Below are 16,663 nucleotides of genomic sequence, written 5' to 3' on the forward strand. Positions count from 1 at the left end.
CCCACCCATCGATCCGCAGACTTCTATCTCCGAAGGACTTTCATGACGACCCCGCTACGGCCACATCCTCTGTCACCCCTGTCCATGGCGCTGGGAACCTTGCTGGTTACGGCCCTGTGTGCACCCGTGCACGCCCAGAGCCTGCTGGAAGTGGTGGAGTCGGCCCGCACGTACGACACGGCCTGGCAGTCGGCCCGTGCGCAGCTGGACGCGGCAGCGCGCCGTGCCGACCAGGCGCGCGCGGGCCTGCTGCCCACCGCCGGGCTGACGGCCGGCCTGAACCGGGCCAATGTGGAACTGAACCGGCCCCCGGTCGAGAACACCGGCACCCAGCAAACGCTGGGTGTGCAGGCATCGCAGCCCTTGTTCCGCCCCGCCAACCGCATCAACCTGCAGCAGAGCCAGCGCGGTATCGATGTGGCGCAGGCGCAGCTCGACGCCGCCACGCAGGACCTGCTGGTGCGCGTGAGCCAGGCGTACTTCGACGTGCTGGCCGCACAGGACACGCTGACCTTCGTGCAGGCGCAAAAAGCCGCCGTGTCCGAGCAACTGGCGTCTGCCAAGCGCAATTTCGAGGTGGGCACCACCACCGTCACCGATTCACGCGAAGCCCAGGCCCGTTACGACCTGGTGATCGCGCAGGAGATCGCGGCTGAGAACGACCTGCGCGTCAAGCGCCTGGCGCTCGACCAGCTCGTCGGCATAGCCGGCACCACCCCCAAGCCGCTGGCCCTGCCCGCACCGCTGCCCACCGTGCAACCGGACAACGTCGCCCTGTGGGTGGACACGGCCCGCGACCAGCAGCCCGGCGTGCGCCAGGCGGTCATCGCGCTCGACATCGCGCGGCTGGAGACCAAAAAGGCCGAGACCGGCCACCTGCCCACGGTGGACCTGCAGGCGGGCTACAACGTCACGCGCAACCCCAACGGTACGGTCACCTCTCCGGGCGTGAACAGCCGCACCAACAGTGCCAGCGTGGGCGTGGCGTTCAATTTGCCGCTGTTCGCGGGCTTCTCGGTGCAAAACCGCATCCGTGAAACCCTGGCGCTGGAAGACAAGGCCGCCGCCGACCTGGAAACCACCCGCCGCAACGTGGCCCAGGCCACGCGCGCAGCGTTCTTCGGCGTGCAGTCCGGCCAGGGCCAGGTGCAGGCGCTCGAAGCCGCCGAGGCCTCCAGCCAGAGCGCGCTGGACGCCAACAAGCTGGGCTACCAGGTGGGGGTGCGCATCAACATCGACGTGCTGAACGCCCAAAGCCAGCTGTTCCAGACCAAGCGCGACCTGGCCCAGGCCCGCTACAACGTGCTGCTGGGCACACTGAAGCTGCGCCAGGCGGCCGGCACGCTGACGCAGCAGGATGTCGAGGCGATCAACGCGTTGCTGGTCCGCTAAGTCGCTGGTCGCATAAGTCAAGCCGCCGCGTCGCCCGCCGAAGATCGTCTTCACGGGCAGGCACCGGCAGCAGCCGGCAGCGACAGCCACAGCGGTGGCGCGCACGGTCGTGTCAGCCGCCAGCGGCCACGGACCTGGCGGGCAACACGATGCCCAGCACGGCCTGCGCCGTGGCCAACGCCCCGCCCCGGTGGTCGTCGGCAAAGCGGCTGGCGCGGTAGCTGGCGCTCTTTTGCAGCTCGGGGTCGAGCGCCAGCTCAACTGCTTGTGCCACGCCGCCAGCCATGTCCGGCACCCGGCGGGCAGCACCTGCTGCGCATGCCTGCTCTGCCGCTTGCGCAAAATTGAAGGTGTGCGGGCCCAGCACCACCGGGCAGCCGCAGGCGGCGGCTTCGATGAGGTTTTGCCCACCGAGCGGCGCGTAGCTGCCGCCCAGCATCGCCACGTGGGCCAGGCCGTAGTACAGCGTCATCTCGCCCAGTGAGTCTCCCAGCCACACGTCGGCGGCCGGGGGGGCACCTGCCCAGGTGCTGCGGCGGGACACAGTCAGGCCAGCGTGCAGCAACAACTGGTGCACCTCGTCAAAGCGCTGCGGGTGGCGCGGCACGATGAGCCACTGCACGCTGCGGGCGGTGGCGTCACCATCGCCCGATGCTTCATTATTGATAGCGCCTTGCGCTTTCCCAGCCAGCGGTAGCGCCGTTTTTTGCTTGAAATTCTCCAGCCACATGGCTTCCTCGCCCTCGCGGCTGCTGGCCAGCATGACGACCGGGCGCGCGGCCTGGTCGCGCCAGGTGCGGCCTTGCGAGAGCTGCCGGGCGTCTGGCACCACGTCGAACTTCAGGTTGCCGAACACGCCGCGCACCTTGGCGCCGATGGCGCGCAGGCGGTCGGCGTCGTCCTCGGTCTGGGCCCACACCGCCGTCAGGCCTGCGTAGGCGGGGCGCGCCAGCGGGGCTAGGCGCTGGGCGTTGCGCAGCGACTTGGCGTTCAGCCTGGCATTGGCCAGCACCAGCGGCACGCCGCGCCGGCGGCAGCCGGCCACCAGGTTGGGCCAGACCTCGGTTTCCATGAGGATGCCGATGGCCGGGCGGAACCTGCGCAGAAATCGCGCCACCGCGCCGGGCGTGTCCCAGGGCTGCCAGACCTGCACGTCGCCGGGCAGCAGCAGCTTTTCGCCCTCGGCGCGGCCGGTGGCTGTGCCGTGCGTGAGCAACAGGCGCATGCCGGGCAGCTCCTGGCGCAGCGCGGCCAGCAGGATGGCGGCGGCGCGGGTTTCGCCCAGCGAGACGGCATGGATCCACACGAACCGGCCCAGCGGGTCGGAGCTGCTGTGCGGCATGAGGCTGTCGATGGGCGCCGGGTAGCGGCCAAAGCGCTCGCCGATCGCGTGGCCGTAGCCGGGCTCGGCCTGGGCGCGGCGGCGCAGCTTGCGGCGCAGCAGGGGCTGTGCGCCCCAGGTGACCACTGAATAGAGCGCGCGGGCGGGGTTCATGCCGCGGCGAGGTGCAGGTCGACCGACACCACACCGCCGCTCCAGCCGCTGTCGCCGCGTGCCGCCCACACGATGCAGGGCACATCGCCATCGGCCGCCACCACGCAGCGGCCACCCGCCTCCCAGAAGGCACTGCCGCCCGCGCTGACGTAGCCGCCGGACGGCCCGCTGTAGTTGGCCAGCAGCACGGCCATGCTGTGGTCGCGCGCATAGCCCTGCAGCAGCTCGGATTCAGGGCCGTAGCCCTGGTGGCTGACCAGCGCCCCGGCGGCGTACAGCGTGGCACCGGCAGCGTGCGCGGCACGGGCGTGCTCGGGGTGGGTGATGTCGGCGCACACCGCCATGCCCGTGGGCTCGCCCGCCAGCAGGTGCACCTGCGCGTCGTCGGTGCCCGGGCTGGCAAAGGACTCTTCGCTGGCATGCAGGTGGCGCTTACGGTACAGCGCGGTACTGCCGTCCCCATTCAGCACCCAGGCGCCGATGGCGGGCAGTGCGCCGTCCTGCACCGGCGCGGCAGGGCCGCCCACCACCAGGGCCATGCCATGGTCGCGTGCAGCCTGGCGCAGGGGCGCCAGCGCCGCGTGGTCGGCATGCAGCACGTTGGCGGCCAGCACGGACGGCTCGTAGCCGGTGAGCGAGAGCTCCGGAAACACCAGCACCTGCACCCCCTGGCTCGCCGCCACCCGCACAAAGGCCAGGTGGGTCTGCACGTTGCGCGCCACGTCTCCAGGGACGGACGGCGACTGTGCGGCGGCAACGCGTAAGGGGGTCGAAAACTGTGGGTTCACGCAGGCAACTCGCTAAAAATCAACGGTGAAAGAAGGTGGCAGTGGCAGTGAAAGCCACAGCCAGGGTGCCCATCAATGGCTGGCAGCGCCCACATGGGCGTCGGGCTTGACCCTGTGCAGCAGCGCCAGCATGGCCGCCTCGATGCGCGCCAGCGCCTCTTCGGTATGTCCCTCAAAGCGCAGCACCAGGACCGGCGTGGTGTTGCTGGCGCGGATCAGGCCAAAGCCGTCTGGCCAGTCGACCCGCAGGCCGTCGATGGTGCTCACCGTGGCGGGCGCCGAGAAGGTACCTGCAGCCAGGCCCTGCAGCTCGGCCGTCAGGCGGTGCGGCTCGCCCTCGGCGCACGAGACATTGAGCTCGGGCGTGGAGAAGCTGGTGGGCAGGGCGTTGAGCACGGCGCTCGGGTCTTGCGACCTGCTCAGAATCTCCAGCAGGCGGCAGCCCGCGTAGGTGCCGTCGTCGAAGCCGTACCAGCGCTCCTTGAAGAAGATGTGGCCGCTCATCTCGCCGCCCAGCGGAGAATTCGTCTCCTTCATGCGGGCCTTGATGAGCGAGTGGCCGGTCTTGAACATCACCGGCACGCCGCCGGCCGCCGCAATGGCGGGCGCCAGGCGCTGGGTGCACTTCACGTCGAAGATGATCTCGCCGCCGGGTACGCGCGAGAGCACGTCCTGGGCGAACAGCATCATCTGGCGGTCGGGGAAGATGTTGGTGCCGTCCTTGGTCACGATGCCCAGTCGGTCGCCGTCGCCGTCGAAGGCCAGGCCCAGTTCGGCGTCGCTGGTCTTCAGGGCCTCGATCAGGTCGCGCAGGTTCTCGGGCTTGCTGGGGTCTGGGTGGTGGTTGGGGAAGTTGCCGTCCACCTCGGAGAACAGCTCGACCACCTCGCAGCCCAGCGCACGGAAGATGCCGGGGGCCGACGCGCCGGCAATGCCGTTGCCGCAGTCCACCACCACCTTGAGCGGGCGGGCCAGCTTGATGTCGCCCACGATGCGCTCGGTGTACGCCGGCAGCACGTCCACGTGCCGCACGGAGCCGCCGGCCTGGAGTTGCCAGCTTTCCTGCTCCATGGTGCGGCGCAGGCCCTGGATCTCTTCACCGTAGATGGCGCGGCCGTTGAGCACCATCTTGAAGCCGTTGTAGTCCTTGGGGTTGTGGCTGCCCGTGACCTGGATGCCGCTGTGGCACAGCGTGCTGGCCGCAAAGTACAAAAGCGGCGTGGTCACCAGGCCCACGTCGATCACCTCGATGCCCGCTTCCACCAGCCCCTGGATCAGCGCGGCCGACATGGCGGGGCCCGACAGGCGCCCGTCGCGGCCCACGGCCACCGTGGTCTGGCCTTCGGCGCGGGCGGCGGTGCCAAAGGCCCGGCCCAGGCCCAGGGCCACTTCTTCATTCAAGGTGGACGGCACGATGCCGCGGATGTCGTAGGCTTTGAAAATGGCGGGCGTGGGTTGCACGTAAGGGCCTTTCGCGAAGGGATAAGAGGGAGTCCGACACATTGTAGGCGGGGCATTCCGTGCCCTAGGGTAATCACCCCCACGCCCCAAAACCGCCCCGGGAGGCACATGTCCGAAAACGGCCAGTGCGCACGCGCCCACTGCCTATGATCGGGCCCATGACCTCCCCTGCCCCGCCCTCAGTTGCTGCCGCCGCCGATCCCGCCCTGGACGAAGGCCGCTACCTGGCGGTGATGGCGCGGGATGCGCGTTTCGACGGGCATTTTTTTACCGGCGTGACCTCCACCGGCATCTACTGCCGCCCGGTGTGCGCGGTGCGCACGCCGCGGCGCGAGAACTGCCGCTTTTTCGCACTGGCCGCCCAGGCCGAGCATGCGGGCTTTCGCCCCTGCCTGCGCTGCCGGCCCGAGCTGGCGCCCCAGGCCCTGGTGTGGTCGGTGCAGGATGCGAGCAGCATCCTGGTGCAGCAGGCGGTAAGGCTGCTGGATGCGCCGGACCTCTGGCCCGCCCAGCCCGCAACCACCACCCAAGCCGACAGCGGCGCCACGGTGGCCCGCCTGGCCGAGCGGCTGGGCGTGAGCGACCGGCACCTGCGCCGCATTTTCGAAGCCGCCCTGGGCGTGTCGCCCCTGCAGTACCTGCAGACCCGCCGCCTGCTGACCGCCAAGCAGTTGCTCACCGACACCTGCATGCCCGTGACCCAGGTGGCGCTGGCCAGCGGCTTTGCCAGCGTGCGCCGCTTCAATGCGGCCTTTGTGGGGCACTACGGGCTCAACCCCACCCAGTTGCGGCGCAGCGGCACACCAGCCAGCAAGGGAGGCACAACCGGGTCACACGGCGCAGGCAGCACACTGCGCCTGGCCTGGCGCCCGCCGTTCGATGTGGCGGCTCTGCTGGCGTTCTTCGAGCGGCGGCAGTTCCATGGCGTCGAATGGGTGCTGCCCCACGAGGCCACGCTGCGGCGCACCGTGCGGCTGCCGGCCGCCTGCACCGGCATGGCGCAGGAGACCACCGGCTGGTTCAGCGCACGCTTCGACGCAGCCCGCCACCACGTGCTGCTGCAGACCAGCGACAGCCTGTACCCGGTGTTGCCGCTCGTCATCCGCCGCGTGCGCGCCATGCTGGACCTGGATGCCGACCCGGCCGCCATCAACGCGGTGCTGCACCCGCACTTTCCGGACGGCGACGGCCTGCGCGTGCCCGGCGCGTTCGACGGCTTCGAGCTGGCCGTGCGCGCCGTGCTGGGCCAGCAGATCACCGTGGCCGCGGCGCGCACGCTGGGGCAGCGCCTGGTGGAGCGGCTGGGCGAGCCCATCGACACGCCCTGGCCTGCGCTGAACCGGCTGTTCCCCACCGCCGCCACGCTCGCCATGGCCGATGGCGACACCCTGGGCCAACTGGGCATCGTGCGCCAGCGGCAGGCCGCCATCGTGGCGCTGGCCCGCGCGGTGGACGGCGGGGGCCTGGCGCTGCAGGCGGGCGCCGACGTGGCCGCTACCACCGCCGCGCTGTGCGCCCTGCCCGGCATCGGCGACTGGACGGCGCAGTACATCGCCATGCGCGTGCTGCGCTGGCCGGATGCCTTCCCTGCCGGTGATGTGGCGCTGCACAAGGCGCTCAACGTGCAGGGCCAAAAGAATCCGGCACGCGCAGCCAGCGGGGCGTCGGAGGCGTGGCGCCCCTGGCGCAGCTATGCGGTGCTTCGGGCCTGGTCGGCAGGCACCACCGCGCAGATGCCGCAACCCGTGGCTGGCGCCTCCATCGAAACGCTACCAAAACAATAGCTACTGTCGCTCACCTGGCAAGCGGTAGCGGCCTATTTTCTTCAGAACTTATCGGATCAACCCCATGCTCTTTCATCCCCACACCGTGCAGGCACGTGCCAGCACAGCGCTCGGGCCGGTGCGCCTAGCCGCGTCGCCCGCGGGCCTGTGCGGCGTCTGGTTCGAGGGCCAGCGGCACGAGCCCGTCCACCTGCTGCACGGCGATCGCGCCTGGGCCGAGGCGGCCGGCCACACCCTGCTGCAAGAGGCCGCAGGCCAGCTGCAGCAGTACCTGCGGGGCGAGCGCGACGGCTTCGACCTGCCGCTCGACCTGTCGGGCGGCACGGCGTTTCAGCGGGACGTATGGCGCGCGCTGCTGGTCATCGGCCGCGGTGGCACCACCAGCTACGGGCGCCTCGGCCAGCAACTGGGCCGGCCGCTGGCGGTGCGCGCCGTGGGCGCGGCCGTGGGGCGCAATCCGGTCAGCGTGATCGTGCCGTGCCACCGCGTGCTCGGTGCAGACGGCAGCCTGACCGGTTACGCTGGAGGGCTGGACCGCAAAACGGCCCTGCTGGCGCTGGAACATGCGCCGCACCGGCACGACCACCCGCAGCCACTGCACCTGCGGCAGCAGCCTTGGCTGCCGGACGACCACGACATTCAAACCCTGAAAGAGCACGCATGAACAGCCCGGGAACCCAACCCGTCACCGCCTGGATCGGCGAATTCACTCTGCTGGCGGCGCTGTGGGGGTCATCCTTCCTCTTCATGCGCCTGGGCGCCTCGGAGTTCGGCCCGCTGCCCACCGCCGGGCTGCGCGTGGCGCTGGCCACGGTGTTCCTGTGGCCCATCATGCTGCGCCAGGGCCACTGGCCCGCCTTCCGCCAGCACTGGCGGCCCATCATGTTCGCGGGCGTCATCAACTCGGCGATCCCGTTCGCGCTGTTCTCCTGGGCGGTGCTGCACATCGCCACCGGGCTGTCGTCCATCCTGAACGCCACGGTGCCGCTCTTCGGCGCGTTGATCGCCTGGGCCTGGCTGGGTGACCGCATCAACCGGCTGCGATGGGCGGGCCTGGCGCTCGGCTTCGTGGGCGTTGCGCTGCTGGCCTGGCGCGCGCCGGCGGGCACGGGCTTCAAGACCGACAGCGCTGAATGGGCCATTGCCGCCTGCCTACTGGCGTCGTGCTTCTATGGGGTGTCGGCCAGCTTCGCGCGGCGCCACCTCACCGGCATCCCGCCGCTGGCCACGGCCACCGGCAGCCAGCTCGGCGCGGCGCTGGGCCTGGCGCTGCCCACGCTGTGGCTGTGGCCGGCGCAACTGCCAGGCCTGCGCGCCTGGGGCGCCATCGTGGCCATGGCGGTGCTGTGCACCGGCATTGCGTACATCCTGTACTTCCGCCTCATCGCGAGTGCAGGCCCCAGCCGGGCGCTGGCGGTGACCTTCATCGCGCCGGTGTTTGCCGTGCTGTACGGCTCCGTCTTCCTGGGCGAGCGCATCACGCCGTGGATGGTGGGCTGCGCGCTGGTGATCGTTTGCGGCACGCTGCTGTCAACGGGGCTTATCAGGACGCTGCGCCCCGGGCGCGCCCAGCCGGAACGGCCATAAACTCGGGGAATGGTTTTTTCTTTGGGCTGCTGCGATCCGACCCCTGTGCTTGACAGCGCAGGCTGCGGCGCCGACGCAGGCTGCCCCAGGCCACCGGCCCTGACAGCCGGCACAGCCATCTGCTCCCTCCCGATCTGCCACACCACCGCATACCGCCATGGGTAACAACACCCTGATGGCGGGCACGGTGCTGATGACGCTCCTGCTGGTGCTGGAGTGGCTGCCGCCCAAAGAGGCCCTGCGCCCCTCGCGCCGATCGCTCTGGCTGCTGGGCGCCGCAGGCGGCGCGGTGTCGGCAACGGCGTTCACCGCCCTGCACTGGAACGCACCCGAGCTGGGAATCGTCGCCTACCCCACCGTCGTCGCGTTCATGGGCATGTACTTTGGCGGTCTGCCTGCGGCCATCACGGCCCTGGCGGCGCTGCTGGCCGTTGTGCTGATGGCGCCGGCGGCCACACCGCCCGCGGTGATGGTGCTGGGCGCCACATGGGCGCTGGCCTGGGCTTGGCGGCGGACGTCACGGCGGCTGCCGCTGCGCTCTGCGGCGTGGATATCGCTGGCGGGCATGACCGTGACGCTGCCGGTGACGGTATCGGCCTGCCTGTGGCTAGCCAACCAGGCGCCCGCCACCTTGGGGCCGTGGCCCACCACCCTGCCCTGGCACCACGGCGCGGGCTTTTTGATGCTGGGCGTGGGCCGCCTGCTGCTGGCCGGCAAGGCCCGGGCAGAGCTGGCGCGCACCAGCACCCAGGAGGCACTTGTGCAGCGCGAGCAGCAGCTGCAACTGGCCATGGACTCCCTGGGCGGAGGTCGGTGGGAATGGGACGTGGTGGAGCGCCAGTTCCGCTGCCACGGCAAGTTCTACGAGGCCTTCGGCGTGAGCTGCGACGAGGCCGATGCCCAGGGGCTGTGGGAACGCTGGTACCAGCGCCGCCACCCGCTGGACGCCGAACGCAATGCCGCCCGGCTGGCCCGTGCCATGGACGGGCTGGACGAAACCTACGAGGCCGAGTTTCGCGTGCTGGACACCGACGGCCGCTGGCGTTGGCTGATGTCGCGCGGCACCGTGGCCCGGCGCGACGCCGAGGGCAAGCCTACTGCCCTGATCGGCATGGACGTGGACATCACCGCCCACCGCGAGGTGGAAGACGCCCTGCGATCGTCCGAGGCCAAGTACACGACTTTTTATCAGACGCTGCCCGACCCGGCAGGGATCTCGCGCATCTCGGACGGGCGCTACATCGACGTGAACCCGGCGTTTTGCGAAGTACTGGGCCGCCCGCGCGAGGACGTGATCGGCCGCACATCCACCGAGCTCGACATCTGGGCCTCTGACAAAGAGCGCGCCCGGCTGGTCGACACCTTCCGGCGCGATGGCCGGGTGGACCGCCTGCCGCTGGTGGCCCAGGGCCGCGGTGCGCGCATCCCGGGCCTCATGTCGGCACGCTCCGTGCTTGTGGATGGCGAGAACTGCTTTGTTTTCATCTTCCACGACATGACCGAAGCCCATCGCACCAGCGACGAGCTGCGGGCCCTCAACAGCCTGCTGCAGCAGGCGGGCCGCATGGCGCGCCTGGGCGCCTGGGAGGACGAACGCGGCCAAGGCCTCGTCTACTGGTCGGACGTGTGCTTTGACATCCACGGACTGCCCCCGGGCTCGCCGCTGCCGCACGACTACATCGACCGCCTGGTGGCACCCGACTACCGCGAGCCGCTGCGCGAGCGCATCCGCCAGAGCATCCTTGAGCGCACCGAGTGGAGCATGGAGATGGAAGTGCTGCACACCGACGGCCGCTTGGTTTGGGTGCGCGCGCGCGGCGAGCCGGTGGTCGAGAACGGCCGCGTCGCCCGCGTGCGCGGCGTGATGCAGGACATCGACGAGGCCAAGCGGTCCGACCAGCGCCTGCGGCAGTCCGAAGAGCGTTTCTCGCGCATTTTTCACCTCATGCCCTACCCCATGGGCCTGTCGCACCGAAGCGACGGGCGGTATGTGGACATCAACCCCGCGTGGGTCGACATGCTGGGCATACCGCGCGCAGAAGCCATCGGCCGCACCGCCATCGAGCTGGGCATCTTCACCGAAGCCGACCGCGCGCGCCTGCTGGAGGCCGAGGGTGGCACCGGGCACCTGAGCAGCCACGAAATCACGCTGAAAGTGCGCGGCGGCACGCCCCGCACCGTGCTGCAGTCCATGCGCGCGACCGAGTTCGACGGCGAGCCCTGCTGGCTGTTTTCGGTGCACGACATCACCGACCGCAAGAAGAGCGAAGAGCAGGTGCGCGAGCGCGAGGAGCTGCTGTCGCTCACCATCTCGGCCGCATCGCTGGGCCTGTGGGACTGGAACCTGCCGACCGGCACCGTGAGCGGCGACGACCGCTGGCGCTCCATGCGCGGGCTGCCCCCGCTCGAATCCCACGAAGCGACGCCAGCCACCATCCAGTGGACGAGCGGCATCGCCCCCGACGACATCGACCGCATCACCGCCGAGATGGCGCGCCACATCGCCCACCCCGGCACACCGTTCGACGCCACCTGGCGCGTGAACCAAGCGGGCGACGCCGTGCGCTGGGTGCGCAGCCTGGGCAAGATCGTCGGCGTGGATGCCACCGGCCGCCCCGACCGCATGCTGGGCGTGGCCATCGACGTCACCCCGCAGCGCGAGCAAGAGGTGTTGCTGCAGCGGCTGGCGCTGTTCGATGCGCTCACCGGCCTGCCCAACCGCGTGCTGCTGGCGCGCAAGCTGCAGGACGCCATGGTCCAGGCACGCCGCGGCGGCACCCAGCTGGGCGTGGCCTACCTCGACCTGGACGGATTCAAGCCCGTGAACGACCGCCTGGGTCACGGCGCGGGCGACCGCCTGCTGGTGGTGGTGTCCGGCCGGCTGACGCGCGCACTGCGCCCGCTGGACACGGTGGCCCGGCTGGGCGGCGATGAGTTCGTGATCCTGATGCCCCAGCTGGAGTCCGTGCAGCACTGCGAACGCATGCTGCGCCAGGTGATGGACAGCATCTCGGCCCCCTACACGCTGGACACCGAGCGCGTGGTGGTCACCGCCAGCATCGGCTACACCCTGTTCCCGCAGGACGACGCCGACGCCGACACCTTGCTGCGCCACGCCGACCAGGCCATGTACGCGGCCAAGCAGGCCGGGCGCAACCGCTTCCACCAGTTCGACGCCGCCCAGGAGCGCGCGCTGCAGCTGCTGCGCGAACAGGGGCGCCACCTGCAAGGCGCGCTGGCGGACGCCCAGTTCACGCTGTACCTGCAGCCCAAGGTCGACATGAAAAGCGGCACCGTGGTGGGTGCCGAAGCGCTCACCCGGTGGCAGCACCCCCAACGCGGCGTGGTCTCGCCCGGCGAGTTCCTGCCCATGCTGGAAGGCACCGAGCTTGAGATCGGCTTTGGGGAATGGGTCATCGAAGCCGCCTTCCAGGTGCTCGAACAGATGCAGGCCCGCAAGAACCCGCCAGGCCTGCCCATCAGCGTGAACATCGCCGCACAGCACCTGCAGCACCCGCGGTTTGCGGAATGGATGGCCGAATGCCTGGAGCGTCACCCCAGCGTGCCCGGCCGCCTGGTCGAGATCGAAATCACCGAAAGCGCCGCGCTGTACGACCTGGCCGCCGTGGCGCACACCCTGCACGCAGTGCGCGCCCTGGGGATGGCAGTGTCGCTCGACGACTTCGGCACCGGCTACTCGTCCCTCACCTACCTGCGCCGCCTGCCCATGGACACGCTCAAGATCGACCAGAGCTTCGTGCACGGCATGATGGGCGACCCCGGCGACCTGGCCATCGTGCAAGGCGTGATCGGCCTCGCCCGCTCCTTCGGCTATCGCGTGATCGCCGAAGGCGTGGAAACCGTCGAGCAGGGACAGATGCTGCTGCAGCTGGGCTGCACACAGGCGCAGGGGTACTGTATTGCGCGGCCAATGCCGCTGGGCGATTTTCTGAGCTGGGCGTCGGAGTGGCAGCCGCCTCCAGGGTGGCAGCGGCATCGTCTCGTTCAACCCTGACGTGGCACGGGTAAGTGGATAACCCAGCCACCTCATCGCTTGTTGTTAAGCGGCTGGGGCTGGCTGGATTCTGTCGCTCATTTTTTCTGGGGCTTGTCGAGCCCCGAAACCTCTATGTGCAGGCTTCCGGTGGGCGAAGAGCGTAGCGTTGATTTTCCATCACGACCGCCAACGACATTGAACATGATCGTCCCGACAACCACGGTGTTGTAGGTCACTTCGGAGTATGGCCGCACGATGGAGGCAGAAAGATCCGATCCGTAAATGGCGATGTATCGTTCGCTGTTGTTCTGCGGATTGATGAAGATGGTTCGCTCTAAGTCATTACCTCGATTACGCAAGCTTTTTTCATCAAAGGTTCTAGTCGCTGTGTACTCAGCGTCATACACCGTCACTCGGGGAATAAAAAGTGCGTTGTCGTTGACCACACCTTTTGCACTGCTGGTCAGTGTGAGGGCATAGGGCTTTTCATAAACTGGAAGTTCCAAAAGCACGAAGAATGCTTTTGTGCCATCAAACTTGCGGGCCTGAGATTTTGCATCCACAGCAATATCCGTGGGCAATAGCGGAAGCGGAATTCGCTTGGCTTCACTCAGATCGGAACAACACAACGGCGTTTTGTCCAAGGCAGCAACGCCATCGCTCACAATCTTTTCGCCGGTCTGCATGGTCTGGCAGCCCGCCAGAGACAACGCAATGCCAGCGGTTACAAGGCGACTTTTCTGGTGTATCACGGCCGCTTCAGATCCAGGGAGATTTGCGTTGCCAGCACATCAAGCCCTGCGATAAGACCTTGCCGCGTTTTTTGGGGATCGCTGATCAAAGTATCTATGTTGGAGAACCGATACTGTTCGTCCGAAGTGAAATGAATCGCCTTGGATTGGGGCGCAGTGTACCCATAGCTGAAGGTATCGGCATAAAGCTCTTTATCGAGTTGATCGGAGAGGACAACCTTTACACCTACAGATGGAAAATAATCAGAAGTGGGTCCCGCAGCCACATATCCTCCATTCAAGCGAAAACATAAAACAGCATCTGCTTGAACGCCCATTTTCCGTGCCGTGGCCAGCATATCCTCTTCTTTTACGTCTTTCGGCAAGACCAAACGTGCAGTGGTGTAGCCCTGTGCTTGCAGTTTTTCGGCCAGAACCTTTTCGAAACGATCTCTGAGGGTTGTCTTGTTGACGTCGATCGCTTCAGTCAATCGTGAACCTTTCGCATGCATGTCCGCCGTGGCGACCAGTGCGCCTATCAGGCCGAAGCCCGCACCCGGGTGGCCAATCATGACTGCTTCATACCGGTCTTGATCAGGATCGCGAACAATGAGGACCGTCTTCAAATTAGTGGCCATTGCCTGATTGAAAGCCGTCTTTTTTGGCGCCTGAATACAACCTGTTAATAACGTGGCTACCAAAACCAAACCTGCTACGCTGATTTTTCTGAACACGCGAACCCCTCTCTTATTTGAAACCAAATAATTATTGTATTGCAAATTGCAAGCACAAAATGTCGATTTAGGTGCCTTAACAAGTCACGTTTGGGACTGAAGCCAACCCTGCAAGCGCTGCACACCGGCCTCCAGTCGCGCCGGTTCCTTGGACGCAAAACACCAGCGCAGCCAACCCTGGGCTTCCGGGGCGAACGCGTTGCCGGGCGCCAGGCCCAGCCCGGCCTCGCTGACCAACCGCTGCGCCACTGCCAGCGAATCATCGAAGCCGTGCAGGCGGAAGAAGGCATACATCCCGCCCAGCGGGCTTGCCACCTCTACCTGCGGCAGTGCAGCCAGCCGGGGCAGCAGCGTGTCGCGGCAGCGGCGCATGTGAGCCACCAGGGGCGGCGTGATCTCGCCCGCGTGCTCCAGTGCCGCCAGGCCCGCGCGCTGGGTGAACACGCTGGAGCAGGAGGTGTTGAACTCGATCAGCTTGCCCACGGCATCCACCAGCGTGGGCGGCAGCACCAGCCAGCCAAGACGCCAGCCGGTCATGAGGAAGCTTTTGGAAAAGCTCTGCACCACGATCAGCCGATCTTCGGCGTCAGAAACGTCCAGAAAGCTCGGCGCGCAGCCGTTGGGCGTGGGCTCGTAGTACAGGCGCTCGTACACCTCGTCGGCCAGGATCCAGGTGCCGGTGCGGCGGCAGTGGTCCAGGATGTCCTGCTGCTCCGCCCGAGTGAGCGTCCAGCCCGTGGGGTTGTTGGGCGCGTTGACGATGAGCAGCCGAGTGGCGGGTGTGATGGCGTCGAGCAGCGTCTGCAGATCCAGCGTCCACGCACCGCTTTCGGCCCGCAGTGGCACGCAATGCACACGCGCACCCAGCACGGCGGGCTGAGCGGTGAGGTTGGGCCACACGGGTGTGACGGCCACCACCTCGTCGCCCGCATCGAGTAGCGCCTGCATGGCGATCATCAGCGCGCTGACTCCGCCGGAGGTCACTGCGATACGGTCTGCAGTGATGGGGCCGTGCAATGTGCTGGCATAGCTGGCTATGGCCTGGCGCAGGTCGGGCAGGCCGAGGTTGTGGGAGTAGAAGGTTTCGCCGCGTTGCAGGGATTCGATAGCAGCTTGGCGGATGGGTTCAGGGGTGACTTCGTCGCTCTCGCCGAACCAGAAGGCCAGGACATCGGCGCGGCCCATGCCGGCGTTGGCGACTTCGCGGATTTTGGAGGCTTCTAGGTTTTGTACGGCTGGGCGCATGGAGGGGTCCTTGGGCGGGCTGGGGGAGGAGGATGGTTGAGCATAGCTTCAGGTGCGATGGGAATGGCGCCTTGGCGCCTGCCGATCCCAACCGTTTAGGTTGAGCTTGTCGAAACCTGCGTACTTGGACCCACGGCCGTTTGGGTTGAGCCTGTCGAAACCTGGGCGCTGCTCGCAGGCTCGCTGATTGGCCGCATGCCCTTGTTGAGGGCGGAGGCCGGGAGTCGCCCGGCGTGCGAGTAACTTTCTTTAAGAGGGTGTAGAAGAAATAAATTATGATCCCATCGTGCCGATTCCACAGGAGCAATACGATGGCAAAGACTGGCCGGCCCCCAGTGATATCTCCTGGGGAGTACGCAGCCCTGCGAGAAGTGGTGCGCGATAACTCGCAGGCGACCCTTCCCGAACTGGCTCTGGCGTGGGGTGAGCGCATGGGCCGCAATGCCCCCAGCACTGTGACCATGCGCGCTGCTTTGAAGGCTGCTGGTTTGCAACGGACACGACCCAAGCAACAGCTCGCTCGCGCCCAGCCCCAACAGTTGGGCACGCGTTACGGCTACACCGCCCAACATCGCCCCGGCAGTTCCTCGGGCATGGCGGGTGCGCTCACCGACGCCGAATGGGCGCTGGCCCAGGACCTGTTCGAGCCAGAGCCAGGCTTGCGCGGAAGGCCCGCAACCTACAGCCGGCGTAGCGTTGTCGAAGCGTGTTGCTATGTGCTGCGTACAGGCTCTTCCTGGCGCAACCTGCCCACCCAGATCTATCCGCCTTGGCAATCGGTGCAGAAGGCATTTGTACGCTGGGCTCGGCAGGGCAAGTTTGAAGCGCTGCACGAGCGCCTGCGCCAGCAGTGGCGCCTACGTGTGGAGCGTGCCGCACAACCGAGCGAAGGCGTGATCGACTCCCAGTCCAACCGTGGCAGCCCTCAAGGCGGAACGCTGGGCTTTGATGCTGGCAAGAAGGTCCGAGGGCGTAAGCGCCACTTGGTGGTGGATACGCTGGGCTTGCTGCTGGCCGTGGTGGTTACCAGTGCCGCTGTACAGGACCGGGCAGCGGCTGGGCAGGCAGTGGCACAGGCATGCGCACGCACGGGCGGCTCGTTGAAGGTTTTGTGGGCCGACAGCGCGTACGCTGGGCAATGTGCTCAAGAGATCGAAAAGGCGCACAGTGTGCGGGTTCAGATCGTGCGCCACAGCGCACGGCACCGTTGGGATGACGCGCAGCAATCGTTGTGGAGCGAAGAGAAACCGGTAGTCATGCCTAAGAAGCGCTGGGTGGTGGAGCGCACCCACGCATGGCTGGAGCGCAACCGAAGGCTTGTGATGCACCATGATCGCAAGCCGTTTTATGCGCAGGCATGGGTATGGCTCGCGCAGTCCAGGATGCTGTTGAGCCGGCTGAAGTAGATTTCTTCTACACCCTCCGAAAGAAAGTCACYAAAGAAAGGGC

Annotated in this window: 11 protein-coding genes and 1 pseudogene; 6 read left to right on the top strand and 6 right to left on the bottom strand. The window is 67.4% G+C overall.

What is annotated here, in order from left to right; translation table 11 throughout:
• The first annotated feature begins 84 nt into the window (after nucleotides 1-84).
• Nucleotides 85-1,392, top strand: coding sequence for a TolC family outer membrane protein (locus ASF16_RS10905; RefSeq protein WP_235507331.1), 1,308 nt, complete (start codon nucleotides 85-87; stop codon nucleotides 1,390-1,392).
• A gap of 112 nt (nucleotides 1,393-1,504) precedes the next feature.
• Here ASF16_RS10905 and ASF16_RS10910 read toward each other — a convergent pair whose 3' ends face one another.
• From ASF16_RS10910 to ASF16_RS10920, 3 genes are all read right to left on the bottom strand, one after another.
• Nucleotides 1,505-2,887, bottom strand: coding sequence for a 3-deoxy-D-manno-octulosonic acid transferase (locus tag ASF16_RS10910; RefSeq protein WP_056166389.1), 1,383 nt, complete (start codon nucleotides 2,885-2,887; stop codon nucleotides 1,505-1,507).
• Complete coding sequence (locus tag ASF16_RS10915) at nucleotides 2,884-3,675, bottom strand: carbon-nitrogen hydrolase family protein (protein WP_056166394.1); 792 nt, start codon at nucleotides 3,673-3,675, stop codon at nucleotides 2,884-2,886. The genes ASF16_RS10910 and ASF16_RS10915 overlap by 4 nt, the downstream gene beginning before the upstream one ends.
• 72 nt (nucleotides 3,676-3,747) lie before the next feature.
• Nucleotides 3,748-5,136: a phosphomannomutase/phosphoglucomutase gene (locus tag ASF16_RS10920; RefSeq protein WP_056166396.1), complete on the bottom strand. Its 1,389-nt coding sequence runs from the start codon at nucleotides 5,134-5,136 to the stop codon at nucleotides 3,748-3,750.
• A 158-nt stretch (nucleotides 5,137-5,294) separates the two neighbouring features.
• Between ASF16_RS10920 and ASF16_RS10925 the strand changes: the two genes are divergently transcribed.
• The 4 genes from ASF16_RS10925 (at nucleotide 5,295) to ASF16_RS10940 (ending at nucleotide 12,522) form a co-directional block, all read left to right on the top strand.
• On the top strand, nucleotides 5,295-6,920 hold the full coding sequence (locus ASF16_RS10925) for a DNA-3-methyladenine glycosylase 2 family protein (RefSeq protein WP_235507332.1): 1,626 nt from the start codon (nucleotides 5,295-5,297) through the stop codon (nucleotides 6,918-6,920).
• A 64-nt stretch (nucleotides 6,921-6,984) separates the two neighbouring features.
• Nucleotides 6,985-7,584, top strand: coding sequence for a methylated-DNA--[protein]-cysteine S-methyltransferase (locus ASF16_RS10930; protein ID WP_082516851.1), 600 nt, complete (start codon nucleotides 6,985-6,987; stop codon nucleotides 7,582-7,584).
• Nucleotides 7,581-8,507: a DMT family transporter gene (locus ASF16_RS10935; protein WP_056166400.1), complete on the top strand. Its 927-nt coding sequence runs from the start codon at nucleotides 7,581-7,583 to the stop codon at nucleotides 8,505-8,507. The genes ASF16_RS10930 and ASF16_RS10935 overlap by 4 nt, the downstream gene beginning before the upstream one ends.
• A gap of 157 nt (nucleotides 8,508-8,664) precedes the next feature.
• A complete protein-coding gene (locus tag ASF16_RS10940) occupies nucleotides 8,665-12,522 on the top strand; it encodes an EAL domain-containing protein (protein ID WP_056166403.1) in 3,858 nt (1,285 codons plus the stop codon).
• A gap of 77 nt (nucleotides 12,523-12,599) precedes the next feature.
• On the opposite strand, the gene ASF16_RS25440 is transcribed toward ASF16_RS10940, so the two are convergent.
• From ASF16_RS25440 to ASF16_RS10950, 3 genes and pseudogenes are all read right to left on the bottom strand, one after another.
• Nucleotides 12,600-13,190, bottom strand: a complete 591-nt coding sequence (locus ASF16_RS25440) for a MalM family protein (RefSeq protein WP_082516852.1) — start codon at nucleotides 13,188-13,190, stop codon at nucleotides 12,600-12,602.
• 62 nt (nucleotides 13,191-13,252) lie between these two features.
• Complete coding sequence (locus tag ASF16_RS10945; protein WP_156372024.1) at nucleotides 13,253-13,969, bottom strand: hypothetical protein; 717 nt, start codon at nucleotides 13,967-13,969, stop codon at nucleotides 13,253-13,255.
• An 84-nt stretch (nucleotides 13,970-14,053) separates the two neighbouring features.
• Nucleotides 14,054-15,220, bottom strand: a pseudogene (locus ASF16_RS10950) (pyridoxal phosphate-dependent aminotransferase); the annotation flags it as partial.
• 305 nt (nucleotides 15,221-15,525) lie between these two features.
• On the opposite strand from ASF16_RS10950, the gene ASF16_RS10955 reads away from it, so the two are divergent.
• On the top strand, nucleotides 15,526-16,620 hold the full coding sequence (locus tag ASF16_RS10955) for an IS5 family transposase (RefSeq protein WP_082516853.1): 1,095 nt from the start codon (nucleotides 15,526-15,528) through the stop codon (nucleotides 16,618-16,620).
• Nucleotides 16,621-16,663: the final 43 nt, after the last annotated feature.

The organism is Acidovorax sp. Leaf78, assembly GCF_001422735.1.
Lineage (GTDB): Bacteria > Pseudomonadota > Gammaproteobacteria > Burkholderiales > Burkholderiaceae_C > Acidovorax.

What these genes read in the sequence shown, in the direction of transcription:
- ASF16_RS10940 (WP_056166403.1), top strand. Translation starts at nt 8,665, where the DNA reads ATGGGTAACAACACCCTGATGGCGGGCACGGTGCTGATGACGCTCCTG.
- ASF16_RS10955 (WP_082516853.1), top strand. Translation starts at nt 15,526, where the DNA reads ATGGCAAAGACTGGCCGGCCCCCAGTGATATCTCCTGGGGAGTACGCA.
- ASF16_RS10925 (WP_235507332.1), top strand. Translation starts at nt 5,295, where the DNA reads ATGACCTCCCCTGCCCCGCCCTCAGTTGCTGCCGCCGCCGATCCCGCC.
- ASF16_RS10910 (WP_056166389.1), bottom strand. Translation starts at nt 2,887, where the DNA reads ATGAACCCCGCCCGCGCGCTCTATTCAGTGGTCACCTGGGGCGCACAG.
- ASF16_RS10935 (WP_056166400.1), top strand. Translation starts at nt 7,581, where the DNA reads ATGAACAGCCCGGGAACCCAACCCGTCACCGCCTGGATCGGCGAATTC.
- ASF16_RS10930 (WP_082516851.1), top strand. Translation starts at nt 6,985, where the DNA reads ATGCTCTTTCATCCCCACACCGTGCAGGCACGTGCCAGCACAGCGCTC.
- ASF16_RS10905 (WP_235507331.1), top strand. Translation starts at nt 85, where the DNA reads ATGGCGCTGGGAACCTTGCTGGTTACGGCCCTGTGTGCACCCGTGCAC.
- ASF16_RS25440 (WP_082516852.1), bottom strand. Translation starts at nt 13,190, where the DNA reads ATGCAGACCGGCGAAAAGATTGTGAGCGATGGCGTTGCTGCCTTGGAC.